Origin of the sequence: Leifsonia sp. 466MF (assembly GCF_900100265.1) — a bacterium.
Classification (GTDB): Bacteria; Actinomycetota; Actinomycetes; order Actinomycetales; family Microbacteriaceae; genus Leifsonia.
In genome coordinates, this window is the sequence record NZ_LT629696.1 from 77,441 (window position 1) to 101,112 (window position 23,672).

The window sequence follows — 23,672 nt, forward strand, 5'->3', positions numbered from 1 at the left end:
GCGTCATCCCACCGGCATGCGCACGCGCTGGTAGCGCACACGCAGGCCGTCGAGCAGGGCGGTGAGCCCGATCTCGAACGCCGCATCCGCGGGCGCCGTCGCGCCGAGCGCCCGGTCGCGCGCCGCGTAGGCCGAGGCGAACGACGGAACCTGGTCCTCCGCTCCGGACGGGTCGAACATGTCGGCGGGTGCGATCGCGTCGAGCGCCGAGCCCAGGATGAACGACTCGACCGCGACGATCGTCGGCAGCACCTCGGGTTCCGGCCACCCGGCGCGCACCATCGCCTGGACGACCGTGTCGTACATGTGCATCGTGCGCAGCGCGCCGGTCAGCGGCAGGGTGGCGAGCAAGGCGATCGTCGGGGGATGCGTCGCGAAGGCGAGGCGATACGAGTGCGCCCAGTCGAGCATCGCGGCATCCCACGGCAGGGTCGCGAACGCGCTGACGTCGATGCGGTCGGAGATGAGCTCCCGGACGCCGGCGATGACGTCCTCCTTGCCGTCGACGTGGTTGTACAGGGCGCTGGGCCGCACGCGGAGGGCCTGCGCGAGCCGCGCCATCGTGAAGCCCTCGGCGCCCGATTCGTCGAGCAGGCGGAGGGCGGCCTCGGCGATGAGATCGCGGGTCAGCACCGTCGTCTTCGGGCGCCCCACCCGACGCGCCGGGCGATCGATCTCGGCCATGCTCTTCCCCTCCGGCTCGATCACACCCTAGTATCTGACGAAATAAAAGAACGCCGTTCATTTTTCTGTAACACGGAGGCTGTATGAGCACGACCGTCTTCACCGGTGGCACCATCCTGAGCAGCTATCGCTCCGACGCCGTCGAGCACACCGCGGTCGCGGTGGAGGACGGTCGGATCATCGCCATCGACGCCGAGGCCCGCGCCCTGAGCGCCACGGCGGATGAGACGGTCGACCTGCTCGGCGGTGTGCTCGCTCCTGCCTTCGGCGACGGTCACGCGCATCCCCTGCAAGGCGGGCTGGAGAAGCTCGGCCCCCAGGTGCGGAGCTGCACATCGGTCGAGGAGATCGTCGGCTGCGTCACGGCGTGGGCGGACGCGCATCCCGAGCAGGAGTGGATCTACGGCGGAAGCTACGACGCGACCCTGGCGCCCGACGGGATGTTCGACGCGCGCTGGCTGGACGCCGCCATCCCGGACCGCCCGGTCGTGCTGCGGGCGTGGGACTACCACACGGTGTGGGTGAACTCGGAGGCGCTTCGGAGGGCCGGGATCGACGCGAGCACGCCCGAGCCGGCGCTGGGCCGCATCCCGCGCCGGTCCGATGGATCTCCGCTCGGCATCCTGCAGGAGCCCGGAGCGGTCGACCTCCTGATCCCGGCCGAGCCCGGGCGGACGCACGACGAGCGTGTCGAGGCCCTGCGGCTCGCGACCGCCGAGTACGCGGAGCTCGGGATCGCGTGGGTGCAGGATGCCTGGGTCGAGCCGGCCGAGGTCGAGGCGTACCTCGAGGCGTCCACGCGAGGTCTGCTGTCGACGCGGGTGAATCTGGCCCTCCGCGCCGACCCCGTGCGCTGGCATGACCAGGTGCCCGAGTTCGTCGAGTCGCGCCGCCGCGTCGAGGAGCTCGGCGATCCGCTGCTGACCGCCGCCACCGTGAAAGTGTTCGTGGACGGCGTGATCGAGAACCACACGGCGGCCATGCTCGCCGACTACACCGACACCCCCGGCGACCGCGGACTCCCCAACTGGGATGCGGCCGAACTCACCGCGGCGGCCGTCACCTTCGACAAGCTCGGCTTCCAGCTGCACCTGCACGCGATCGGCGACGCCGCGACGCGCACCGCCCTCGACGTCTTCGAGGCGGTCGAGAGCGCCAACGGCGCGCGCGACCGCCGTCCGGTGATCGCGCACGTCCAGGTCGTCGACCCGGTCGACCTGCCCCGCTTCGAGCGCCTCGGCGTCATCGCCAACTTCGAGCCGCTCTGGGCGCAGCTCGATCCGATGATGCTCGACCTGACCATCCCGCGCCTCGGCCCCGAGCGCGAACGACTGCAGTACCCCATCCGCACCCTGCTCGAGTCGGCGAGCGTCTCCTTCGGGAGCGACTGGCCGGTCAGCAGCGCCGACTGGCGCCCCGGAGTCGCGACGGCGGTCACCCGCCAGACCGAGCAGCGGGTTCCGGAGGCCGGATGGACCCCCGCCGAGCGCATCCCGCTCACCGACGCGCTGGAGGCCTACTCCTCCGGCGTCGCCCGCCAGGCCTTCGCGCAGCGTGCGCGCAGCGAGCTGCGTCCGGGGTCGTCCCCGGACCTGGTCTGGCTCGACACCGACCCGCGCCACGTGGACCCGCACGACCTGCGATCCGTCCGCGTGCTCGGAACCTGGGTCGCCGGCGTCCGCCGCGCGACCACCGTACGGAGCTGATACCCACCCCCGATTGCACCACTCCATCCCAGAGAGGCAGCACCACATGACCACGACCGACCTGCCGCCCCAGCCGCGGCTCAAGAGGGCGCTCGGCCCGACAGCCCTCGTGCTGTTCGGCCTCACCTACCTCGCCCCTGTCACCGTCTTCACGACCTACGGCATCGTGACCCAGTCGACCGACAACCACCTGCCGTCCGCCTACGTCGTCGCGCTGGTCGCGATGCTCTTCACGGCACTCAGCTACGGCGCGATGGCGCGCGCGTTCCCGGTGTCCGGTTCGGCGTACACGTACACCCAGCAGACATTCGGCGGCCACATCGGCTTCCTGACCGGGTGGACGCTGATGCTCGACTACCTCTTCCTGCCGATGATCAACTTCCTGCTGATCGGGCTGTACCTCAACACCCAGTTCCCGGACATCCCGGGCTGGGTGTTCGCGTTGGCGTCGCTGCTGCTCGTGCTGCTCTTCAACGTGCTCGGCATCACCCTGGTCAACCGGCTCAACGTCGCGATCGTGGCCCTGTCGGTGCTTCTCGTCGTCGTGTTCGCGGTGCTCGCCATCAAGGAGCTGCTCACCAACCCGTCGTCCGAGACACCGAGCCTGATCGAGCCGTTCCTGCCCGGGAAGGGCGGCCTGGGGCCGATCTTCGCGGGCGCCGCCGTGCTCGCCCTGTCGTTCCTCGGCTTCGACGCGGTCTCGACCCTGTCGGAGGAGGCGAAGAACCCGAAGCGCGACATCCCGCGCGCCATCCTCCTGACCACTCTCATCGGCGGTGCGATCTTCATCGTCGTCTCCTGGCTCGGCGCCCTGGTGTACCCGGACTGGCGCGACTTCGCCCAGGTCGACTCGGCCGGGGTCGACCTGATGGCCAAGGTGGGCGGCACGTTCCTGACGTCGTTCTTCGTCGCCGTCTATGTGGTCGGCGCGTTCGGATCGGGGATGACGACCCAGGTCAGCGTCTCGCGCATCATCTACTCGATGGGCCGGGATGGCGTGCTCCCGCGCATCTTCGGCACGCTCCATTCGCGGTTCCGCACCCCGTGGGTGGCGGCGCTCGCGGTCTCCGTCGTGTCACTGCTGGCCCTGGTACTGACGCTGGATCAGGCCGCGACGATGATCTCGTTCGGCGCGCTGGCGGCCTTCTCGATGGTCAACCTCTCGGTGATCAAGCACCACCTCTTCCCGAAGGGCGGCCGTACCGCGCCCTCGGCCGGGGAGTGGGTGCGCTACGGCGTGCTGCCCGCGATCGGGTTCGTCCTCACCGTCTGGCTGTGGACGTCGCTCACGGCCACCACGTTCATCGTCGGGCTCTCGTGGATGCTCGTCGGGGTGATCTACCTCGCCGTCCTGACGCGCGGATTCCGTCGCAAGCCGCCGACGATGGACTTCTCGGAGAAGGAGGAACTGGAGCAGGAGGCCGCCCGGGCCTCGTGAGGCCCTTCCTCTGATCCATGCGGGGTCACGCCCTCCGTCGCCTCTGATTGACTGGGGGCGTGACCTTCGCAACGCCCGACTTCCCGTACGACCGCCTCCGGCGGCGTCCGGACGTCGAGGCGCCGAACCTGTTCGCCGCGGACGCCGCCGACCGCCTGCTGGCCGACATCGCCGGCGATGCGGTGCAGCAACCGGGTCTCGTGGTGATCGGCGACGGCTACGGAGCGCTGACCCTCGCGGCCGCCGCCCGCGGTGCGCGCGACATCCGCGTGCACCAGGACGCCCTGACTGGCGAGCGTGCCCTCGACGCGAACGCCGCCGAGCTGGGACTCGCCGGCACGTACGAGCACCGGCCGCTCGACGAGACGCTCGTGCGCGGTGCGCGTACCGTCCTGCTCCGGCTGCCCCGCAGCCTGGACGCCCTGCAGGAGATCGCGACACTGATCGCGGAGCACGCGAGGGCCGATGTCGTCGTCTACGCGGGCGGGATGCTGAAGCACATGACGACGGCGATGAACGACGTGCTCGGCGAGGTCTTCGGCTCGGTGGAGGCGTCCCTCGCGCGGCAGAAGGCGCGCGTGCTGACCGTGCGCGACCCGCACCCCGCCGCCGCCACCGTGCTCGACCGCTGGCCGGAGCGCGCCCGCGACACCGCCACCGGGCTGTGGGTGTGCGCGCACGGCGCGGCGTTCGCGGGGACGTCCATCGACATCGGAACGCGTTTCCTGCTCGGCGTTCTCGATGCGGCCGTCCCGGAGGCGCGCACGGCGATCGACCTCGGCTGCGGGACGGGCGTGATCGCGTCGGCGCTCGCCGTGGCGCGTCCCGGCCTCCGCGTCATCGCCACCGACCAGTCGGCGGCCGCGGTCGCCTCGGCCGCTGCGACCGCGACGGCCAACGGCGTCGCGGAGCGGGTCACCGTCGTCCGGGATGACGGGCTGTCGTCGCAGCCCGACGCGTCCGCGGACCTCGTGGTGCTGAATCCGCCGTTCCACATCGGGGGAGCCGTCCACACGGGGATCGCGCACCGGCTCTTCGCCGACGCCGGCCGGGTGCTGGCCCCGGGCGGGGAGCTGTGGACGGTGTGGAACTCGCACCTCGGCTACCGCGCGGCGCTCGAGCGTGTGGTCGGCCCCACGCGGCAGATCGCCCGCAACCCGAAGTTCACGGTCACCGCGTCGCGCAAGCCGGCCTGACGGGACGACTCAGCTGCGCAGGACCTCGCGCACGCCGGAGACGACCATCCCCCCGGCGCCCAATCCGAGGGCCTTGTCGGCGGCCGCACGCGACGGGACGATGTGCGCGAGCACCGGCTTGCCGCTCCCGGTGAAGGTCCGCCAGGCATCCTCGCCGCCGTTGTAGTCGAGCCCGAGCCAGCTCCAGCGCTCGGCGGTGGAGGCGAACAGCTGCGGGTCGGAGGCGAGTTCCGCCCCGTAGTAGTACCCCCAGGTGCGGAAACCGCGGCCGCGCGCATCCACGGGCCACTCGCGGGCGGTGCAGTAGCCCTTGGCGACGAACGTGTTGGTCGGGTGGTCGACCGTCGCCATGAGCGCGAACAGCTCGCCGAAGTGCTCGACGGGGACCACTTTCGGGTCGACGAAGATCGTGTGCGTCGCGGCGTAAGCGGCGATGAGCTCCTCGAAGCGGAGATACGGCTGGGCAGGCTGGCGTGGATCGTTCGTCTCGGCGGCCGAGATGCGGTGCTGCCGGACCTCCTTCCAGGTGTGCTCCGCCGCGACGAATCCCGAGGTGCCGGAGGTGCGGTCGAGCGTCTCGTCGTGCAGCCCGAACCAGACGCCGTCCGACGTGCGGGCCAGCGAGATCTCCAGGGCGTTGACCCCGGCCGCCACCGAGTTGCGGTACGCCTCCATCGACATCTCCGGCCAGTCGAGGGAGCCGCCGCGGTGGGCGACGGTGAAGCCCTTCCGGTCGGTGAGACGGTCGACCAGGAGGCCGTCCTCCGATCCGCGGAGGATCCGCGGCACGACATACGCACCGCCCGCGACGGCCGCCGCGCCGAGGATGCCGCCGGCGACCCCGCCGATGAGGGCTCGCCGTGAGATGCGTCGGGCAGGCGGGGCGGCGGTCTCCTCGTCGTCGGGCATGCGCAACCCTAGGCATCCCGGTCGTCGTCGATCAAGCGACCCGCTCGGGGGTGGAGCGTGGCGTCCGGCATGCACGGCAACCCGTTCCGTTGTGGATATGGATATTCACAACGTTTTCAGGGTGCAATCAGTAAATCGGCAACCGAATCCGTCGTCATTCGCTTGTCCTTCAGGCCGGATGTTGCTAACGTCCCCCTGTCGCACACCGACGTCGCGCCCCCGCCCGTCGACCAGCGAACCTCGAAGCCAGGGAGAGCAATGACGCAGACCAGTTCCCGGCCGGACGCCTCGCACGAAGGCGGCGCCGACCAGCACCGGGGAGACCACCACGGCCTTGCGGCCGATGGTGTGAGCGCCGCCGGGTCCATCGTGATGGCCGTCGCGGGCAGTGCGCCGGCGTACTCGATCGCGGCCACCACCGCGACGCTCGTGGGAGCAGCCGCGCTCGGCGCGCCCGCCGCGCTGCTGTGGTGCGGCATCCCGATGCTCGGCATCGCCTGGGCGTTCCTGTACCTCGGACGGCTCGACGTGAACGCGGGCGCCGCCTACTCGTGGGTCGCGCGGGCGCTCCACCCCATCCTCGGCTTCCTCTCCGGCTGGGCGCTGGTCATCTCGGCGACGATCTTCATGGTCGCGGGCGCCCTGCCCGCCGGGGCCATGACGGTCACGCTGTTCGCTCCGGAGCAGGCCGAGAACGTTCCGCTCATCACCGGTGTCGGCGCGCTCTGGTTCCTCGTCATGGCGGCGTGCGTGCTGTTCGGCGTGCACGTCACCGCGCGGGCGCAGTGGATCATGTCGGTCATCGAGGTCGGCATCCTCGTGCTCTTCGCCGTGCTGATGATCGTGCGGGCGGCGACGTCCGCCCACGCAGGGCCGTCGTTCTCGTGGGATTGGCTGGGCTTCCAGCACCTCACCGGTCAGGGGGTCTTCGTGTCGGCGGCGCTGGTCGCGGCGTTCTACTTCTGGGGCTGGGATGTGTCCGCCAACCTCAACGAGGAGACGAAGGACGGCCACAAGAACGCCGGGTCGGCGGGCATCATCGGCGTCATCATCGTCTTCCTGCTGTTCGAGATCTTCACGATCGCGACGCTGGTGATCCTGCCGCAGAGGACGATCGAGGAGCACAGCGCCAACGTGCTGTCCGTGCTCGGCGACGCCGTGTGGCCCGGCATCGGCGGAAAAGTGCTGGTGATCGCCGTCGCGCTGTCGACCATCGCGACGCTGGAGACGACGCTCATCCAGGTCACCCGGACGCTGTTCTCGATGGGACGCGACAACACCATCCCGAAGGCCTTCGGCCGCATCCACCCGAAGTGGCGCACGCCGGCCTTCGCGACGCTCGTCGTCGTCGGGGTGTCGATCGTGCTCTTCGTCGGATCGAACTTCGTCGGCAACGTCGGCGAGATCATGAACAACGCCATCCTGTCCATCGGCATCCAGATCGCGTTCTACTACACGCTCGCCGGAGTGGCCGTGGTGGTCGCCTACCGGAAGGTGCTGCTGAAGTCGGTGAAGAACTTCCTCCTCATCGGGCTCTGGCCGGCGGCTGGTGCGGTGTTCATGGGGGTGATGTTCGTGATGGGGATCGTGCAGAACTTCCAGGACGACGCGATCGTCGTCAACATCCTCGGGCTCGGGCTGATCGTCCTCGGTGTCGTGCCGATCGCGCTCTTCTACCGCAAGGCGCGCGGGTACTACACGCGCCGCCCGCTTGAGCTCCCCGACGAGCTCGACGCCGCCGCCCCCGCGAACGTCGACGACCGCGACCCCGCCGCCCGCTGACCCCCGGGCTCGCCACCCCAGCCAACAGCTCCTGAGTTTTTCCGCCCTTTGGCCGCCAAATGGGCGAAAAACTCAGGAGCTGTTGGCTTGGTAGGGGAGGTTAGGCGGGGGCGACGGTGGGGGACGGGAGGGGACGCGGGCGGAAGGTGAGGATGGCGGCCGCGGCCAGAAGTGCCGCGAGGGTGATCGTCCAGCCGGCGGCGAGGAAGACGCCGTCCGGGCGGACGATCGACTGGCCCGCGAGCGCCTGCACGGTGACGAGCGCGAGCACGGCCCCATAGGCGGCGGTCGCCACGACGACGAGGCGCGTGCGCACCCGGTCGTCGGCCAGCGGGCGCCAGCGCCGGCCCAGCCAGCCGAGCATCACCGCGAGCAGCGGCAGCAGCTGCAGGGCGTGCATCCCGATGAAGTGCGGGATGCGGAGGTCGCCGCCGACGGTGCTCCACCCCAGCACCGGGAGACCCGGTCCGCCGTCGGCGAGACCGACCGTGTGGGCGCCGGCGATGCCGCGGAAGTCGGCCAGCTGCGCCGCCGTCGGCCCGGTCATCAGGTATGCGAGCCCCATCCCCGCCAGCGCGATCACGGCGCCGGCGCGCACGGCGAGGGTCGTCGACCGCGTGCTCAGCCGCAGGAAGAACACGGCGATCGTCGTGAGGAAGGTGCACACGTAGAGCGCGGTGATCGAGATCGCCATGACGCCCCAGACCGCGCTCGCGAGCGGGGACGAGACGTTGAAGTGGCTGGTCGTCCCCGCGGCCGCGGCACCGATGATCAGCACCTGCTCGACGATGAGGGCGACGGCGACGACGGTCCCCGCAGCGTGGGCGATCCGGCGCCATTTCGGCAGGTGGGCGATGAGCCACGCCCAGGTCACGCTGTACAGCAGGATGGACAGGGAGAACTTGAGCGGCTTGGCCCACGCCTCCATGCCCGTGATCTGACGCGGGTCGACCAGCAGTCCGACCAGGCAGACGATCGTGCTGACGATCATCAGGGCGGCGACCGTCATCAACGGACGGTGCCAGGCGAAGACGGTCTTCATGAGCTTCTTCTTCTTTCTTCGGTGACGACGGCCTGAGCCATGCGTCGCAGTCCGAGCGAGAGGGTGTCGCCGAGCACGGTGCCGATCACCATGAGCTCGGTCATGCGCGACGGGTCGGGCAGGGTGGCGACCGCGCCCAGGTCGGCTTCGGCGTGGATGCGCGCGGCGGCGGCGTAGCGGTCGAGATAGTCGTCCGGGAGGGGGAACCCCGAGCCGGCGAACGCGTCGATCACGCGCGCGGCGATCTCGCGGCCGATGTTGTCGTCGCAGTCGGTCCATCCGGCGCGGGCGGCCACCGCATCCACTCGCGCAAGTGCCTCGGGTGTCGGTTCGGCGACGTCCGAGACGGCGGAGCGCGAGAGCGCCTGCTGCGCGACGTCGAACGTGTGGGCGATGGGGGCGCCCGGCTCATCCAGTGCGTTCAGGATGGTCTTGACGGAGGCGATGGACAGCTTGCCCACCTCGAGCATGGCGCGGATCAGCCGCAGCCGACGCTCGTGCTCTTCGCTGTAGATGGTGCGGTTGCCGCCCACGCGTTCGCCCGCGGGCAGCAGGCCTTCCCGCACGTAGTACTTGATCGTGGCGGCGGGAGTCGAGGAGCGTTCGGCGAGTTCGGTGATCAGCACGCGCTGATAGTAACACTACCGGTAGCGTCGCTACCAGTGCTTTGTCTGCTCGACCGCTAGCGTGAGGGCAGCGAAAGAGGAGGGGCATCGTGGGCAAGACCGTGCTGTACGCATCCGTGTCGGTGGACGGCTTCATCGCCGATGACGGCGACCAGCCCGGTCCGCTGTTCGACTGGCTGCTCGGCGGCGACGTGCCGCTGGACGACAGCGGCGTGCTGAAGGTGTCGCAGGCCTCGTACGACTACGTCCGGCCCTACTGGGATGGGATCGGGGTGACGATCGTCGGTCGCCACGTCTTCGACATGACCGACGGGTGGGACGGGACGCCCCCGGCCGGCGTCGAGCACGTCGTCGTCGTGACCCACCGGGGCAGGCCGGAGGGCTGGTTCCCCGACGCTCCGTTCACGTTCGTCGACGGCATCGAGGCCGCGATGCGCACTGCTCAGGAGCTCGCGGGCGACCGCGTGGTCGAGGTCGCAGCGGGAGATGTCGGCGGCCAGGCGCTCGCCGCGGGTCTGATCGACGAGGTCCGGATGGATGTGGCACCTGTCGTGCTCGGCGCCGGGAAGCGCTTCTTCGGGTCCGTCGCAGCGCAGCACCTCCTCGAGGGGCCGGAGGAGATCGTCCAGGGGGACGGCGTGCTCCACCTGCGCTACCGCGTGCGTCGGTGATGCTGCGCTGACCCGGAGCCGGAGCGAGACGAGCGCCTTCGCTCGAGCTCCGGCAGGTGCGTGCGTTGGGCGTCCTCTCGATGTCCGCTATTGCGGGTGTCGCAGACGCTGCGAGCTCTGCCTTCTGCGCGCTGCCACGGCGCATCGATTCCCTGGTGAAGCCTGGTTTCGAAGCGATGAATGTGGCAGTCGCTCGCTGCTTCACGACCTCGCGGTCGAAAGGATCACGTATGGCCGAGTTTCCTTCTTCGCGATCGACGCAGCCAGTGTGGAGCGAGGAATCGTTGACGCGACGCGCGGGCCTCCAGGGCTGCAGCGAACTCGCGATCGACGTCCTTTCAACGACGAGAGGAACGTGAGATGCGCTTTCGAGGATTGCGGTCTATGAGCCGGCGCGCAGCTTTTGCTGCAGCCGTAACTGTGATGGCGATGGGTTTCGTTGCTGCCGTAGCAGCTCCCGCCGATGCGTCTCCCAGCGCCGCGCGCGCAGTCGGATCCGATTCCGGCACGACAGTCCCCGTCATCCCCGACGCCGAGTCCGCGGCCTCACTACCGTCGGCGCAGCAGGCCGAGCTGGCTGCTCTGTCACCCAGCAGCGCAGCGATCGAAGAGGCCACGGCGAACGGAGAGTTCGATTACGCTCTCGCCGTGCGGAGCGGTGCCGACGAGACCGTGGCCCGGGAATGGGCGCAGGGCGTACAGCTCGCTGGAGGCGTAGTCCGGAATGCGCCGAATCCGACATCCCTGACACAAATGCCCATTCGGATCGCCGCCTTGGCTACCTGCCGCGGTCAGAACAGGATCTGGACCGACTATTTGGGCGGACATGCGCGTTTCAGCTCCTGCGTCGTCCCGAAAGCCGTCGCTGCCCTTCAAGCTGGTGTCGGCGCGACGGCATTGGCAGCGACCATCGCCACGGCGGCCTCCATGGGCGTCGCAGCAGTGTCGGCCATTGTGCCTGCCCTCCTCCAATACAGCGTGTGGTCGATCGATGCCTGTAGCAAGAACGGGACCGGCGTAGAACTGGCGTTCGCCGGATTCGTATGCTGGGCCCAGTAGAGAGGGCGGTGACTGTGCCCATGATCGATCGGCTTACGCTGCTGCTGGTCGGGATCCTCACCGGGTCGGCGGCCACGCTCCTGGTGATCGGAATCTCGCAGATCGGAAGCGACCCCGACCTCACCGGACAACTCTCCAGCGCCGGGACTGTTCTCGCGGCTTTCGCCCTGGCTGTCACCGTGGCGTGGGTCAGCTACAGAAGGCGGCATCAGTCCCGATGAGCGCAGCGTCGGCGGCTCGGCGACGCCCCCGTCACGCCTCGTCGTGCTTGCGGCGCGACGGCGAGTCGAGCAGGGAGAGGACGAAGAGCAGCGCCAGCAGGGCGAAGATGCTGAGTGCTGCGATGAGGTCGCTCCAGGTGAAGGGGATGAGCGCCCCGTCGATCGAGAGGACGAACACCGTCTCGACGACGCCGAACGCGACGAAGAACAGGCCGAGCAGCACGCGGGTCGTCCGGACGTTGTGGCCGCGGCGGTGCACCTCCACGCGCCGCAGCTCCACCATCAGGGTCAGCAGCAGGAGCGGCAGCACCTGGGCCAGGGTCGCGGCCGTCTGGCTGTCCATCAGCACCACGCGCAGGTCGGCCGGATCCACCATGGCGACAGGCTACCGCTCCGTGGGCGTCGCGGCGCCGGGCTGAGGCACCATCACGGGCGCGCATCCCGCCAGGATGCGATCGATCGCGTCGTGCTCGGCGGGCGCGACCCACAGGTGGTACCGCGCCTTGACGGCGACCTGCGCCGCCACGTACTCGCATCGGTACGGCTTCACCGGCGGCAGCCAGGTGGCGGCATCCCCGTCGGACTTCTTCGCGTTCGTCGGGCCGTCGACGGCGACGAGGTTCAGCGGGTCGTTCGCGAACTGCCGGCGTTGCTCGAACGTGAGCTGCTGCGCGCCGGTCTGCCAGGCGTTCGCGAGCGGGACGCGGTGGTCGATCTGCACCTCGGCCGAGGTCGCGACGCCGCGGCGGAAGCTGATCGTCTTCCCGGTGTACGGGTCGTGGAGGGTGCCGGAGGTGACCTTGCAGGGGCCGTCCCGGACGATGTCGGTCAGGTCGCGGGCGAGGATGAGGTCCCGCGTCGAGCAGGCCTGCCCGGGCAGATCCCACGCCGGGCCGAAGTCGCCGACCCGGTCGTAGCCGGTCTTCGGCGCCTTTCCCTTGACCGGGAGCGTGGCCAGCAGGGCTCGGGCGTCGATCGAGCCGGCCGGTGCCGCGGACGCTGGCACGGCCGCCGACGGAGTCGCAATCGTGCCCGCCGGCTCCGCGGCGCTCACGACGACGGAGCATCCGGCCAGGAGCAACGCGGCGGCCACAAGTGCGGCGGAGGCGGACAGCCTCCGCCTCGTCCGATCCTGATCCGTCTGGCGCACGAGATGCGATCCTATGCGCCGCCTCCGACACCGGGCGGAGGCACGCCAGGGGCGGACGCGAAGCGTTCACCGTGCCAGAATGCGCGGCATGGATGCCGAACCAGCAGACGACCGCGCGGCCGTCGAGGAGCGCTACCGGCAGTACCTCGACCGCTGCAACGAGCACCGCTTCGGCGAGTTGGATGCGTTCGTCGCGCCGGACGTTCACGTCAACGGCGTGCGCGTCGGCATCCACGAGTACGGCGCGGGGCTGGCCGGGGTCGTCGAGCTGTTCCCCGACTTCCGGTGGACGCTCGAGGAGCTCGTGGTCGACGGGGACCGCATCGCCGCCCGTCTCACCGACACCGCCACGTCGGCCGATGGCGAGCGCCGCATCCGCATCCAGGAGTTCGCCCAGTACCGGCTGGCCGGCGGACTCATCGCGGAGGCCTGGGGAGACCTCGACTGGTGGCGCCTGGACGCGGCCCCGGATGCCGGTGAACCGGCGAAAACAGCCTCCTGAACCGGAATATCCCCTCGCCAATCAAAGTTGAGCCTAGTAGACTCAAGTTTGCCCACAGAGAAATGGGAAAGGAACCAGATGGCGAACATGCAGGGCGCGCCCTCCACGCAGGAGGAGGCGAAGAGCGCTCTCGAACAGTACGGTGTGAACCTCACGGAGATCGCCAAGAGCGGCAAGCTCGACCCGGTCATCGGGCGGGATGCCGAGATCCGTCGTGTCAGCCAGGTGCTGACCCGGCGCACCAAGAACAACCCCGTGCTCATCGGCGAGCCCGGCGTCGGAAAGACCGCGGTCGTCGAAGGCCTCGCCCAGCGCATCGTCGCGGGGGACGTGGCCGACTCCCTGAAGGGGAAGCAGCTGGTCGCGCTCGACCTGTCCGCGCTCGTCGCCGGCGCGATGTACCGCGGCCAGTTCGAGGAGCGGCTGAAGGCCGTCCTCAAGGAGATCAACGACGCCGAGGGCCAGATCATCACCTTCGTCGACGAGCTGCACATCCTGATGGGCGCAGGCGGCGGGGAAGGGTCGGTCGCGGCCTCCAACATGCTGAAGCCGATGCTCGCTCGCGGTGAGCTGCGCCTGATCGGCGCGACGACGCTCAACGAGTACCGCGAGTTCATCGAGAAGGATGCGGCCCTCGAGCGCCGCTTCCAGCAGGTCTACGTCGGCGAGCCGTCCGTGGAGGACACCGTCGCGATCCTCCGCGGTCTGAAGGGCCGCTACGAAGCCCACCATGGGGTGACCATCGAGGACTCCGCGCTCGTCGCCGCGGCATCCCTCTCGAACCGGTACATCACCGCCCGGCAGCTGCCGGACAAGGCGATCGACTTGATCGACGAGGCCGCCTCCCGGCTGAAGATGGAGATCGACTCGGCCCCGGTCGAGATCGACACCCTGCAGCGCCAGGTCGAGCGCATGAAGCTGGAGGAGTTCGCCCTCAAGAAGGAGAAGGACGACGCCAGCAAGGAGCGCCTCGCGCAACTGCGTGAGCGCCTCCATCAGCAGGAGGACCAGCTGGAGGAGCTGCAGGCGCGGTGGCGTGCCGAGAAGGCGTCGCTCAACCGCGTCGGCGAACTGCGGTCGCAGCTGGAGGAGGCCAAGACCCGGCGTGACGTCGCGCTGCGCGACGGCCGGTACCAGGAGGCGTCGCGGATCGAGTACGAGACCATCCCGGGCATCGAGCGGGAGCTGGCGGAGGCCGAGCAGGCCGAGCACGAGCACCCGCGCATGGTGAACGAGCAGGTCACGGCCGACGACATCGCCGCCGTGGTGGCGGCGTGGACCGGCATCCCCGTCGACCGTCTCACCCAGGGCGAGACCGAGAAGCTGCTCAACCTGGAGCACGAGCTGGGTCGCCGCATCATCGGCCAGAAGAAGGCCGTGCAGGCGGTGGCGGATGCGGTCCGCCGCACCCGGGCCGGCATCTCCGACCCGGGTCGCCCGACCGGCTCCTTCCTGTTCCTCGGGCCGACCGGCGTCGGCAAGACGGAGCTCGCGAAGGCCCTCGCGGCGTTCCTGTTCGACGACGAGAAGGCCATGGTCCGCATCGACATGAGCGAGTACGGCGAGAAGTTCTCCGTCTCGCGCCTCGTCGGTGCGCCTCCCGGGTACGTCGGCTACGAGCAGGGCGGTCAGCTGACCGAGGCCGTTCGTCGCCGTCCGTACTCGGTGATCCTGCTCGACGAGGTCGAGAAGGCGCACCCGGAGGTCTTCGACGTGCTCCTGCAGGTGCTCGACGACGGCCGGCTGACCGACGGCCAGGGCCGCACGGTCGACTTCCGCAACACCATCCTGGTACTCACCTCGAACCTCGGCAGCCAATTCCTCGTCGACCCGACGCTGACCCCGACCGAGCGCGAGGAGGCGGTGCTGCAGATGGTGCGGCAGGCGTTCAAGCCGGAGTTCGTCAACCGTCTCGACGACATCGTCGTGTTCTCCGCGCTCACGCAGGAGGAGCTGGGCGAGATCGTCGAGCTGGGCATCGACCACCTGATGCAGCGCCTCACGGAGCGACGGCTGGAGCTGGCGGTCACCCCGGACGCCCGGGCGTGGCTGGCCGAGCGCGGGTACGACCCGATCTACGGTGCGCGCCCGCTCCGCCGGCTGATGCAGCGCGAGATCGAGGACCGTCTCGCCACCGCTCTGCTCGCCGGCGAGATTCGTGACGGCGACCTGGTCCGGGTCGACCTGGACCGCGAGGCCGACCACCTGACGGTCGCCGCCGTCCGCGAGTAGTCCGCAGGACGAAGGGCCGCCACCCGATCCGACGATCGGGTGGGGGCCCTTCGCGTAGGCTCGAAGCATGCGTGCTGCTGTCATCCACGGAGAGCGCGATGTGCGCCTCGAAGACGTCCCCACTCCCACCCTCTACACCGGCTCAGGATCCGACGGTCTCGATGCCGTGGTCCGCGTCGTCGCCGCGTGCGTCTGCGGCAGTGACCTGTGGCCGTACCGGGGTGTGACCCCGACCGACGAGCCGCGGCGGATCGGCCACGAGTTCGTCGGTGTGGTGGAGCAGGTGGGCGAGAACGTCCGCACAATCCGGCCCGGCGACTTCGTCATCGCCCCGTTCTACGACTGCGACATGACGTGCGTGAACTGCCGCAACGGCGTCAGCACGTCGTGCCTGCACGGCGGCTGGTGGGGTTCGCAGGACCGCATCGGCGGCTTCGCCGACGGCGGCCAGGGCGAGTACGTGCGCGTTCCGCACGCCGACGGCTCCCTCGTCGCCACCCCGGAGTACCCGCGCGCCGAGCTCATCCCGAGCCTGCTGACGCTGTCGGATGTGATGGGCACCGGCCACCACGCCGCGGTCTCCGCCGGGGTCACCGAGGGGAGCACGGTCGTCGTGGTCGGCGACGGCGCGGTCGGACTGTGCGCTGTGCTGGCCTCCGCCCGGCTGGGGGCGTCGCGGATCGTGGCCATGTCGCGGCACGAGACGCGCCAGGCGCTCGCCCGCGAGTTCGGCGCGACGGACATCGTCGCCGAGCGCGGCGACGCGGGTGTCGCGGCCGTGAAGGAGCTGTTCGACGGGATCGGAGCGGACTGCGTGCTCGAGGCCGTCGGAACCAAGGAGTCGATGGACCAGGCGATCCGCTCGGCCCGCCCCGGCGGCACGGTCGGCTACGTGGGCGTGCCGAACGGCGGCCCGGAGCTGCCGGTCCGCCCGCTGTTCCAGAGCAACATCGGCGTCAACGGCGGGGTCGCGCCCGTGCGGAACTACGTGGAGGACCTGCTGCAGGACGTCTGGTCGGGCGCCATCGAGCCGGGTCGCGTGTTCGACCTCGAGGTGCCGCTGACCGACATCGCCGAGGCGTATGCGGCGATGGACGAGCGCCGCGCCATCAAGACGCTCGTGCGGCCGTAAGCGTCGACGCAGACAGAACGGCGCCCGCCGGGGGATGAACACATCCCGGCGGGCGCCGTGTCGATTGCGGTCCGGAGCGGATCAGCCGTGCACTTCGGCGATCTCGTCGAGCGGGCGGCGGGTGCGCGGCGCGGCCTCGCGCGTCCGCAGCGGCTCAGGCAGCGTCTCGGCGTCGCCGAGCACTCCCAGTGCGGTGACGGAGACCGGCACGAAGCGCTCGCCGAGCTGGAAGGCCTCACGCAGTGCGTCGGCGTCGAATCCGCCCATCTGGTGCGCGTGGAGCCCGTCGTGGTGCGCCTGGATCGTCAGGTGCGCGACGGCCTGACCGAGGTCGTAGGTCGCCCACCGGCGCTCCTTGCCCTCCTCGTCGACGACCTCGGCGGCCGCGACGATCAGGACGGAAGCGGATCCGGCCCACACGGTGTTGAAGCCGGCCAGGTTGGCGACGATCGTGTCAAAGGCCTCGGTGCCGCGCCGGGCGACGATGAAGCGCCACGGCTGCGTGTTCGCGGCCGACGGCGACCAGCGCGCTGCCTCGAGGGCGGAGCGCAGCGTGATGTCGTCGATCCCGATCGACGGGTCGAAGGCACGAGGGCTCCAGCGCTCGGCGAGCGCGGGCAGCAGCGGGGCGGACGTCTCGGCGACGCGCGCAGTGGCTTCGGCGATGGACATGGAACTCCTCCGGGGTGTTGGTACGGGGTCTACCGGCTCCATTGCCTGGCTATACGCATGTAAACGCATCGGATTCGAGGAAATTCCCGCTGTCTATCCGCGACGACGCAGCGCACGCGATGCTGTGCTCGACCGCAGGTTGGGTGGTCCAGATCGAGAGGTGGATGCGATGTCCGAGGTGCAAGTCCGTTCCGGATGGGTGGGATGGGCGCTGTTCGCAGCGGTGCTCCTGCTCATCGCCGCGATCCTCGATGTGTTCTACGGGATCGTCGCGCTGCTCGGCCCCTCGACCGGCTATTTCGTGTCGTCGTCGGGCATCCAGACGTTCAGTCTCACGGCGTGGGGCTGGTGGTCGATCGTGCTCGGTCTGCTGATGCTGATCGCCGGCCTGTCCCTGATGCGCGGTGCCCTGTGGGCCCGCATCTTCGCGGTGTTCGTCGCGGCGCTGCACGCCATCGGTCAGCTGATCGCGTTCCCGGCCCAGCCGTGGTGGTCGATCGCGATGGTGACCGTCGACCTCCTCATCATTTACGCGGTGACGGTCCACGGCAGGGAGCTGCGGCGCGACTGACCCGGGGGAGACAGGGGGCGAACGCCCGTCGGCACACAGGTGCCGACGGGCGTTCCGTGTGAACGGCACATGTCGCACGTGTAAAAGTTCGTAACATTCAGAGTGCCCCCCGACGCCCCTCCTCCGGGGTACAAGATTCGAGCATCCCGGGCGTGCCGCGCTTCACCCTGGGGTGAAGTCGAGTTGCATGCATTTCTGTCCGCTGATCGGCCTCTCTGCCTCACGCCCTCCGTCGAGAGGTGCTCATCCCGCATGCCATTTCGGCTGTCCGCGTGTCTGCGGACACCACCCCGAGGGGGACGGCGCGACACGCTGAGGATGCCCGTTCCACCCCCACTTGCGGGGGCGCTCCCACGCCCCGTAGAACTGACCTCACCCGAACCCGACCAGATCCCCAGTGCTGTGGATGCCACCCCCACCCCACCGTGAGAGGTCCCGTCCGTGTTCATCTTCCTGTTGCAGCTCCGCCACATGCTGGGCGGGCACCCCGAGTTCTACCTCTTCGCGATCTACTCGGCACTGATCTGGGTCATCTGGATCGTCAAAGTGCTCATGTCCCGCCGCTACCGCGCCTACACCGGCGAGTTCCACGGGACGACCAGCGTGGTCGTCCCGGTCGTGGACGAGCCGCTCGACCTGTTCCGCGACGTCCTCGGCCGCATGGTCGAGCAGAAGCCCGGCGAGATCATCGTCGTCATCAACGGCGCCCCCAACCCCGAGCTCGCCGAGGTGTGCGAGGAGTTCGCGCCGCTGGTGCGCTGGGTCCACACGCCCATCCCGGGCAAGCGCAACGCCGTCATGATCGGCACCAAGATGTCGACCGGCGAGATCACGGTCCTCGTCGACTCCGACACGATCTGGACCGAGGGAACGCTGGCGGAGCTGGTCAAGCCGTTCGCGGACGACCGCGTCGGCGGCGTGACCACGAAGCAGCGCATCCTGGAGCCCACCCGCAGCTGGATCACCCGCTGGGCGGACTGGCTGGAGAACTCGCGGGCGCTCTATTCGATGCCCGCGCAGAGCGTCGTCGGCCAGATCGGCTGCCTCCCCGGCCGGACCATCGCCTTCCGCCGCTCGATCCTGATGCGGGTCATGGACAAGTTCATGACCGAGAAGTTCCTCGGCGTCTTCCTCGAGGTCTCCGACGACCGGACGCTGACGAACCTCACGCTGAAGGAGGGCTACCGCACCGTCTACCAGCACACCAGCCTCGTCTACACGGACGCCCCGCTGAAGGTGAAGAAGCTCTTCAAGCAGCAGCTCCGCTGGGCGCGCGGCAGCCAGTACAACACCCTCCGCATGCTCCCGTGGATGCTCGGGCATGCCCCGGTGCTGGCGTTCTTCTTCGTGATGGACATCATCCTTCCGTTCATGCTGGCCGGCGTCATCGGCGGCTGGATCTACCGCTCGATCACCGGTGGCGGCTACAACTTCTACGAGGGCTTCCTGAAGTCCTACGGGATCGAGGGCGGCATCCTCACCGTCGTGGCCCTGATGGTCGCGTCCTCGGTGATCAGCATGTCCATCCGGCAGATCCGCCACCTCTCCGAGAAGCCCAGCGACTTCTTCCGCCTGCCGGTGTTCATCATCGTGTCGACGTTCTTCCTCATGCCGATCCGCCTGATCGGGTTCTTCCGGATGGCGCACGCCAGTGGATGGGGCACCCGCGCCGGCGCCTACGCCGGCGGCCCGGGCGAGATCAGCTCCGAGGAGGAGATCGCGGCGCACGCCACCGCGGGCGCTCCGTCGGGTCACACGCCCGCCGTGCTGCCGGACTCCGTCGGCGGCATGACCACCGCGACCGCGCTGGCCACCCGAACGCAGCTCGCGACGCGGGCCGAGGTCAAGGCGGCAGCCACCGCTCCCGCCGCCAAGCCCAAGAAGGCCAGCCGCCGCAAGCTCAACCCGCTCGCCGCCATCCCGTATCTGATCGGAATCGCGATCCTGACCCTGGAGGCTCTCTTCCTTGTCTGACCAGACCGCCCCCGCACGGGCCGCCGCCTGGTGGTCCCAGTCCAAGTCCCGCTCGCAGGCGACCGCCGTGGCCGCCCTCGTGCTCACGGCCGTCCTCGTCGGGATCTCCGCCTACGTCTGGGTCTCGCCGACCGGTGCTCCGCTCCGCAAGGCCGTCGACCAGGCGGCAACGGCCGTGACGCCCTTCGCGGCTCAGAACGCCGAACTCAAGCGCAACCTCGACAAGGCCACCGAGACGATCGCCTCGCAGAAGGGCAAGCTGACCGCGCTGCAGAAGGCGACGCTGGCGGCCCAGGCCGCTGCAGCCAAGCAGCTCGCCACCGCGCAGCAGAAGGCCGCCGCGGCCGAGAGCCAGCTCGCCAGCGTGAAGGCGCAGCTGTCCGCGGCCCAGGCGAAGGGCACCTCGGGCTCGACGGCGTCGGGCTCGACCGCATCCGGCCACAGCGGCTCCGGTTCGTCCGGGTCGTCCGGCGGGGATGCCGCCGCGCCGATCACCGCGCCGGCCCGCGCCGACCTGCTCAATCCCGCCAAGCGCTACTACGGCATGTACACCGAGCAGGCTCCGTTCAACTGGGCCACCTTCGACGCCACCAGCTCGAAGGTCGGCGTCTCGCCCAACATGGTCGGCTACTTCAGCGGCTGGGATGAGACCTTCCGGGCCAACGCGGTCACCCGTTCCTGGCAGCAGGGCCGGATGCCGATGATGACGTGGGAGTCGCGTCCCATCGACGCGGGCAACGACACCGTCAATGCTCCGGCGTACTCGCTGCCGAACATCATCCGCGGCGACTTCGACTCGTACCTGCACCAGTACGCCAAGGACATCGTGGCCACCGGACTGCCGCTGGCGATCCGCCTCGACCATGAGATGAACGGCGTCTGGTATCCCTGGTCCGAGACCGACGGCCAGGGCAACTCGATCAACGGCAACAGCGCGGGCGACTACGTGAAGATGTGGCGTCACGTCCACGACGTCTTCCAGCAGGAGGGCGCCAACAACCTGGTCGTCTGGGTCTGGGCGCCGAACATCGTCAACAACCTGCCCGCCACGCACAAGGCGCCCGGCTACCTCGAGTCGCTGTACCCGGGCGACGCGTACGTCGACTGGGTCGGACTCTCCGGCTACCTGCGCCCGCCGTACAAGCCCGACAACGACTTCAGCTTCGACTACACGTTCAAAGCGAGCCTGAACGAGCTGCGCTCCATCACGAGCAAGCCGATCATCCTCGCCGAGGTCGGGGCGTCGGAGACGGAAGGCCACAAGGCCGCCTGGATCACGTCCTTCTTCCAGGCGCTCGCGAAACCGGAGAACGACGACATCATCGGCTTCTCCTGGTTCAACCTCGCTGTGACCAGTTACGTCGAAGGCGTCCGCGCCACCAACGACTGGCGCATCGACTCCCGGGCGGACTCGCTCTCCGCCTTCATCACCGGCCTGACCAGACCTGAGGACGACTTCGCCCTCACTCCCGCTCCCTGACCACCAGAAAGGACGATCGCCATGACCGCTCCCAAGAAGTCCAAGGACCAGCCCGCTCCCCGCATCAGCGTGATCGGCACCGGCTACCTCGGCGCCACCCACGCGGCCGCCATGGCCGAGCTCGGCTTCGACGTCGTCGGCGTCGACACCGACCCGCGCAAGGTCGAGGAGCTGAAGGAGGGACGCGCTCCGTTCTTCGAGCCCGGCCTGCCGGAGCTCATCCGCCGGAACGTCGCCGCAGGGCGCCTCACGTTCACGACCGACCTCGCCGAGGCCGTCGCCGTCTCCGATGTGCACTTCATCTGCGTCGGAACGCCCCAGCAGTCGGGCTCGTTCGCGGCCAACCTCTCCTACGTGGAGGCTGCGGCCCGCGGCATCGCCGAGAACCTCACGCACGATGGGCTGATCGTGGGCAAGTCGACGGTGCCGGTCGGGACGGGCGCGCGGCTCCGCGCGATCATCGCGGACGCCGTGCCCGCGGGGATCGACGTCGAGCTCGTCTGGAATCCCGAGTTCCTGCGCGAAGGCAAGGCGGTGGACGACACCCTCTCGCCCGACCGTCTCGTGTTCGGAGGAACCTCCGCGAAGGCCGAGGCCACCCTCCGCCGCATCTACGAGAAGCCGATCTCCGAGGGCTGCCCGGTCCTCGTGGCCGACCTGCCGACGGCGGAGCTGGTGAAGGTCAGCGCCAACGCCTTCCTCGCCACGAAGATCTCGTTCATCAACGCGATCGCCGAGGTGTGCGACGCAGCCGGCGCGGACGTCTCGCTGCTCGCGGACGCCCTCGGCCACGATGTGCGGATCGGGCGCCAGTTCCTCAACGCCGGCCTCGGCTTCGGCGGCGGGTGCCTTCCGAAGGACATCCGTGCTCTCATGTACCGCTCCAACGAGCTGGGAGCGCACGCCGCGGTCGGCCTGCTGCAGCAGGTGGACGAGATCAACATGGGTCGCCGTCAGCGGGTCATCGACCTGGCGCTGAAGGCGCTCGGCGGTTCGGTGCTCAACCGCCGTATCGGCGTGCTGGGTGCGGCCTTCAAGCCGCACACGGACGACGTGCGCGATTCGCCCGCCCTCAACGTCGCCGCCGCCCTGCACCTCCGCGGTGCGCAGGTCGTCGTCTACGACCCGCAGGCCCGCGAGACCGCGCAGCGGCTCTATCCCACCCTCGGGTATGCCGACTCGATGGAGGAGGCGCTCACCGGAGCCGATCTGACGGTCGTGCTGACCGAATGGGACGAGTTCACGACCGCCGACCCGGCCGCCCTGCGTGAGCTGGTCCGGGGCCGGACGGTCATCGACGGCCGCAACTGCCTCGACGCCGCCGCCTGGAACCGCGCCGGGTGGAGCGTGCTCGCGATGGGCACCGTGCCCGAGCTCGCCCCGCTGGCCGACGACCTCGCCGCCCTCGCCCCCGTCCGCTGACCCGACCTCGCCCCCACCTTTCGTCGAGGTGCACGTTGTTGCGCAGTCGCACGGCGTGTCGGCCACAACAACGTGCACCTCGGCGAAGAAGACAAGGAGAACGACCAATGACCAGTTATGTCACGAAGGCGGTTATTCCGGCGGCGGGATTGGGAACGCGCTTCCTGCCCGCGACCAAGGCCATGCCGAAGGAGATGCTCCCGGTGGTCGACAAGCCGGCCATCCAGTACGTCGTCGAGGAGGCCGTCACCTCGGGCCTCAACGACGTGCTCCTCATCACCGGCCGCAACAAGAACGCGCTCGAGAACCACTTCGACCGCAACGCGGAGCTGGAGGACGCCCTCGAGAAGAAGGGCGACCGCGACAAGCTCCTCAAGGTCAGCTACTCGACCTCACTCGCCGACATGCACTACGTGCGGCAGGGCGATCCGAAGGGCCTCGGTCACGCGGTGCTCCGCGCCAAGATGCACATCGGGCACGAGCCGTTCGCCGTGCTCCTCGGCGACGACATCATCGACGCGCGCGACCCGCTGCTCGCGCGGATGCTCGAAGTGCAGCACGCGCTCAACACGACCGTCGTCGCCCTGATGGAGGTGCCGCCGGAGTCCATCCACCTCTACGGCGCCGCCGCGGTGGTCGAGACGGACGATGACGACGTGGTGCGGATCACCGGCCTCGTCGAGAAACCCAGTCGCGAGAACGCGCCGTCGAACTACGCGGTCATCGGGCGGTACGTCCTGCGGCCCGAGATCTTCGACATCCTGGAGAAGACGGAGCCGGGCAAGGGCGGCGAGATCCAGCTGACGGATGCGCTCGAAGGGCTCGCGACCGCTCCCGCCTGGACGGGCGGCGTGCACGGCGTCATCTTCCGCGGCCGCCGTTACGACACCGGCGACCGGCTCGACTACCTGAAGGCGATCGTGCAGATGGCCGTCGCCCGCGAGGATCTCGGACCCGAGCTCCTGCCGTGGCTCAAGGAGTTCGCCACGAACGCAGGGCCGGCCGAGACCGCGCCGATCCCGACGTTCCCCGCGCTCCCGGTCGCCGTCCCGGCACCCGCCGCGGCCGCCGCAGCCGCGACGCCCAAGCCGCGGGTGAAGACCGCGGCCGCCAAGGTCGCGCCGACGCGCGAACTGGTCCCCGCTCCCGTCGCCTGACGACCGAGCGCGCTTTCGTACCGGCCCGAGTCGTGACCAGCTGTCA

22 protein-coding genes are annotated in these 23,672 nt (G+C 69.5%); 15 read left to right on the forward strand and 7 right to left on the reverse strand.

The window, feature by feature from the left end; translation table 11 throughout:
- Positions 1-3: 3 nt before the first annotated feature.
- Complete coding sequence (locus tag BLR91_RS00400) at positions 4-684, reverse strand: TetR/AcrR family transcriptional regulator (RefSeq protein ID WP_089881652.1); 681 nt, start codon at positions 682-684, stop codon at positions 4-6.
- An 83-nt stretch (positions 685-767) separates the two neighbouring features.
- On the opposite strand from BLR91_RS00400, the gene BLR91_RS00405 reads away from it, so the two are divergent.
- From BLR91_RS00405 to BLR91_RS00415, 3 genes are read left to right on the forward strand one after another with little or no spacing between them, the layout of a single operon-like run.
- On the forward strand, positions 768-2,390 hold the full coding sequence (locus BLR91_RS00405) for an amidohydrolase (RefSeq protein WP_089878389.1): 1,623 nt from the start codon (positions 768-770) through the stop codon (positions 2,388-2,390).
- A 46-nt stretch (positions 2,391-2,436) separates the two neighbouring features.
- Positions 2,437-3,828: an APC family permease gene (locus tag BLR91_RS00410; RefSeq protein ID WP_089878386.1), complete on the forward strand. Its 1,392-nt coding sequence runs from the start codon at positions 2,437-2,439 to the stop codon at positions 3,826-3,828.
- Positions 3,829-3,887: 59 nt separating this feature from the next.
- Positions 3,888-5,024, forward strand: coding sequence for a class I SAM-dependent methyltransferase (locus tag BLR91_RS00415; RefSeq protein WP_089878383.1), 1,137 nt, complete (start codon positions 3,888-3,890; stop codon positions 5,022-5,024).
- A gap of 9 nt (positions 5,025-5,033) precedes the next feature.
- Here BLR91_RS00415 and BLR91_RS00420 read toward each other — a convergent pair whose 3' ends face one another.
- Entirely contained in the window at positions 5,034-5,933 is a 900-nt protein-coding gene (locus tag BLR91_RS00420; protein ID WP_089878381.1) for a glycerophosphodiester phosphodiesterase, read from the reverse strand.
- Between the two features lie 258 nt (positions 5,934-6,191).
- Between BLR91_RS00420 and BLR91_RS00425 the strand changes: the two genes are divergently transcribed.
- Positions 6,192-7,715 carry an APC family permease gene (locus BLR91_RS00425; protein WP_089878378.1) on the forward strand — a complete coding sequence of 508 codons (1,524 nt, stop codon included), beginning with the start codon at positions 6,192-6,194 and terminating at the stop codon, positions 7,713-7,715.
- A 100-nt stretch (positions 7,716-7,815) separates the two neighbouring features.
- On the opposite strand, the gene BLR91_RS00430 is transcribed toward BLR91_RS00425, so the two are convergent.
- Both BLR91_RS00430 and BLR91_RS00435 read right to left on the reverse strand, forming a co-directional pair.
- Positions 7,816-8,757 carry a hypothetical protein gene (locus BLR91_RS00430; RefSeq protein ID WP_089878375.1) on the reverse strand — a complete coding sequence of 314 codons (942 nt, stop codon included), beginning with the start codon at positions 8,755-8,757 and terminating at the stop codon, positions 7,816-7,818.
- A complete protein-coding gene (locus tag BLR91_RS00435) occupies positions 8,754-9,383 on the reverse strand; it encodes a MerR family transcriptional regulator (protein ID WP_089878372.1) in 630 nt (209 codons plus the stop codon). Before BLR91_RS00435 ends, BLR91_RS00430 begins: the two co-directional genes overlap by 4 nt.
- A gap of 89 nt (positions 9,384-9,472) precedes the next feature.
- Here BLR91_RS00435 and BLR91_RS00440 point away from each other — a divergent pair, with 89 nt between their 5' ends.
- The 3 genes from BLR91_RS00440 (at position 9,473) to BLR91_RS00445 (ending at position 11,334) form a co-directional block, all read left to right on the forward strand.
- Positions 9,473-10,054, forward strand: a complete 582-nt coding sequence (locus tag BLR91_RS00440; RefSeq protein ID WP_089878369.1) for a dihydrofolate reductase family protein — start codon at positions 9,473-9,475, stop codon at positions 10,052-10,054.
- A gap of 384 nt (positions 10,055-10,438) precedes the next feature.
- Positions 10,439-11,113: a hypothetical protein gene (locus tag BLR91_RS19900; protein WP_157694698.1), complete on the forward strand. Its 675-nt coding sequence runs from the start codon at positions 10,439-10,441 to the stop codon at positions 11,111-11,113.
- Between the two features lie 20 nt (positions 11,114-11,133).
- The gene (locus BLR91_RS00445; protein ID WP_157694697.1) at positions 11,134-11,334 is read left to right on the forward strand and encodes a hypothetical protein; all 201 of its coding nucleotides are present in this window, start codon (positions 11,134-11,136) and stop codon (positions 11,332-11,334) included.
- 31 nt (positions 11,335-11,365) lie between these two features.
- Here BLR91_RS00445 and BLR91_RS00450 read toward each other — a convergent pair whose 3' ends face one another.
- Positions 11,366-11,710 (reverse strand): hypothetical protein, encoded by a 345-nt coding sequence (locus BLR91_RS00450; RefSeq protein ID WP_018192434.1) that lies wholly within the window; start codon positions 11,708-11,710, stop codon positions 11,366-11,368.
- Between the two features lie 9 nt (positions 11,711-11,719).
- Complete coding sequence (locus BLR91_RS00455; protein ID WP_089878364.1) at positions 11,720-12,427, reverse strand: HNH endonuclease family protein; 708 nt, start codon at positions 12,425-12,427, stop codon at positions 11,720-11,722.
- A gap of 145 nt (positions 12,428-12,572) precedes the next feature.
- On the opposite strand from BLR91_RS00455, the gene BLR91_RS00460 reads away from it, so the two are divergent.
- The 3 genes from BLR91_RS00460 (at position 12,573) to BLR91_RS00470 (ending at position 16,350) form a co-directional block, all read left to right on the forward strand.
- Complete coding sequence (locus tag BLR91_RS00460) at positions 12,573-12,986, forward strand: ester cyclase (protein WP_089881650.1); 414 nt, start codon at positions 12,573-12,575, stop codon at positions 12,984-12,986.
- A 78-nt stretch (positions 12,987-13,064) separates the two neighbouring features.
- Complete coding sequence (locus tag BLR91_RS00465) at positions 13,065-15,218, forward strand: ATP-dependent Clp protease ATP-binding subunit (protein ID WP_089878363.1); 2,154 nt, start codon at positions 13,065-13,067, stop codon at positions 15,216-15,218.
- A gap of 67 nt (positions 15,219-15,285) precedes the next feature.
- A complete protein-coding gene (locus BLR91_RS00470) occupies positions 15,286-16,350 on the forward strand; it encodes a zinc-dependent alcohol dehydrogenase family protein (RefSeq protein ID WP_020076559.1) in 1,065 nt (354 codons plus the stop codon).
- 81 nt (positions 16,351-16,431) lie between these two features.
- Here the strand turns inward: BLR91_RS00470 and BLR91_RS00475 are convergent, their stop codons facing one another.
- Positions 16,432-17,022, reverse strand: coding sequence for a nitroreductase family protein (locus tag BLR91_RS00475; RefSeq protein WP_018192429.1), 591 nt, complete (start codon positions 17,020-17,022; stop codon positions 16,432-16,434).
- A gap of 169 nt (positions 17,023-17,191) precedes the next feature.
- Here BLR91_RS00475 and BLR91_RS00480 point away from each other — a divergent pair, with 169 nt between their 5' ends.
- The 5 genes from BLR91_RS00480 (at position 17,192) to galU (ending at position 23,626) form a co-directional block, all read left to right on the forward strand.
- Positions 17,192-17,593 (forward strand): DUF7144 family membrane protein, encoded by a 402-nt coding sequence (locus BLR91_RS00480; RefSeq protein WP_018192428.1) that lies wholly within the window; start codon positions 17,192-17,194, stop codon positions 17,591-17,593.
- Between the two features lie 441 nt (positions 17,594-18,034).
- The gene (locus tag BLR91_RS00485) at positions 18,035-19,567 is read left to right on the forward strand and encodes a glycosyltransferase family 2 protein (protein WP_089878360.1); all 1,533 of its coding nucleotides are present in this window, start codon (positions 18,035-18,037) and stop codon (positions 19,565-19,567) included.
- Positions 19,560-21,047 carry a glycoside hydrolase family 26 protein gene (locus BLR91_RS00490; RefSeq protein ID WP_020076562.1) on the forward strand — a complete coding sequence of 496 codons (1,488 nt, stop codon included), beginning with the start codon at positions 19,560-19,562 and terminating at the stop codon, positions 21,045-21,047. Before BLR91_RS00485 ends, BLR91_RS00490 begins: the two co-directional genes overlap by 8 nt.
- Positions 21,048-21,068: 21 nt before the next feature.
- Positions 21,069-22,469, forward strand: a complete 1,401-nt coding sequence (locus BLR91_RS00495; RefSeq protein WP_020076563.1) for a UDP-glucose dehydrogenase family protein — start codon at positions 21,069-21,071, stop codon at positions 22,467-22,469.
- Between the two features lie 107 nt (positions 22,470-22,576).
- A complete protein-coding gene (gene galU / locus BLR91_RS00500) occupies positions 22,577-23,626 on the forward strand; it encodes a UTP--glucose-1-phosphate uridylyltransferase GalU (RefSeq protein ID WP_029042931.1) in 1,050 nt (349 codons plus the stop codon).
- The last annotated feature ends 46 nt before the right edge of the window (positions 23,627-23,672 follow it).

Excerpts from the sequence above, each read along its gene's own strand:
- BLR91_RS00400 (WP_089881652.1), bottom strand. The coding sequence starts at position 684 with ATGGCCGAGATCGATCGCCCGGCGCGTCGGGTGGGGCGCCCGAAGACG.
- BLR91_RS00405 (WP_089878389.1), top strand. The coding sequence starts at position 768 with ATGAGCACGACCGTCTTCACCGGTGGCACCATCCTGAGCAGCTATCGC.
- BLR91_RS00410 (WP_089878386.1), top strand. The coding sequence starts at position 2,437 with ATGACCACGACCGACCTGCCGCCCCAGCCGCGGCTCAAGAGGGCGCTC.
- BLR91_RS00420 (WP_089878381.1), bottom strand. The coding sequence starts at position 5,933 with ATGCCCGACGACGAGGAGACCGCCGCCCCGCCTGCCCGACGCATCTCA.
- BLR91_RS00425 (WP_089878378.1), top strand. The coding sequence starts at position 6,192 with ATGACGCAGACCAGTTCCCGGCCGGACGCCTCGCACGAAGGCGGCGCC.
- BLR91_RS00430 (WP_089878375.1), bottom strand. The coding sequence starts at position 8,757 with ATGAAGACCGTCTTCGCCTGGCACCGTCCGTTGATGACGGTCGCCGCC.
- BLR91_RS19900 (WP_157694698.1), top strand. The coding sequence starts at position 10,439 with ATGAGCCGGCGCGCAGCTTTTGCTGCAGCCGTAACTGTGATGGCGATG.
- BLR91_RS00445 (WP_157694697.1), top strand. The coding sequence starts at position 11,134 with ATGATCGATCGGCTTACGCTGCTGCTGGTCGGGATCCTCACCGGGTCG.
- BLR91_RS00450 (WP_018192434.1), bottom strand. The coding sequence starts at position 11,710 with ATGGTGGATCCGGCCGACCTGCGCGTGGTGCTGATGGACAGCCAGACG.
- BLR91_RS00460 (WP_089881650.1), top strand. The coding sequence starts at position 12,573 with ATGGATGCCGAACCAGCAGACGACCGCGCGGCCGTCGAGGAGCGCTAC.
- BLR91_RS00465 (WP_089878363.1), top strand. The coding sequence starts at position 13,065 with ATGGCGAACATGCAGGGCGCGCCCTCCACGCAGGAGGAGGCGAAGAGC.
- BLR91_RS00470 (WP_020076559.1), top strand. The coding sequence starts at position 15,286 with ATGCGTGCTGCTGTCATCCACGGAGAGCGCGATGTGCGCCTCGAAGAC.
- BLR91_RS00475 (WP_018192429.1), bottom strand. The coding sequence starts at position 17,022 with ATGTCCATCGCCGAAGCCACTGCGCGCGTCGCCGAGACGTCCGCCCCG.
- BLR91_RS00480 (WP_018192428.1), top strand. The coding sequence starts at position 17,192 with ATGTCCGAGGTGCAAGTCCGTTCCGGATGGGTGGGATGGGCGCTGTTC.
- BLR91_RS00495 (WP_020076563.1), top strand. The coding sequence starts at position 21,069 with ATGACCGCTCCCAAGAAGTCCAAGGACCAGCCCGCTCCCCGCATCAGC.
- galU (WP_029042931.1), top strand. The coding sequence starts at position 22,577 with ATGACCAGTTATGTCACGAAGGCGGTTATTCCGGCGGCGGGATTGGGA.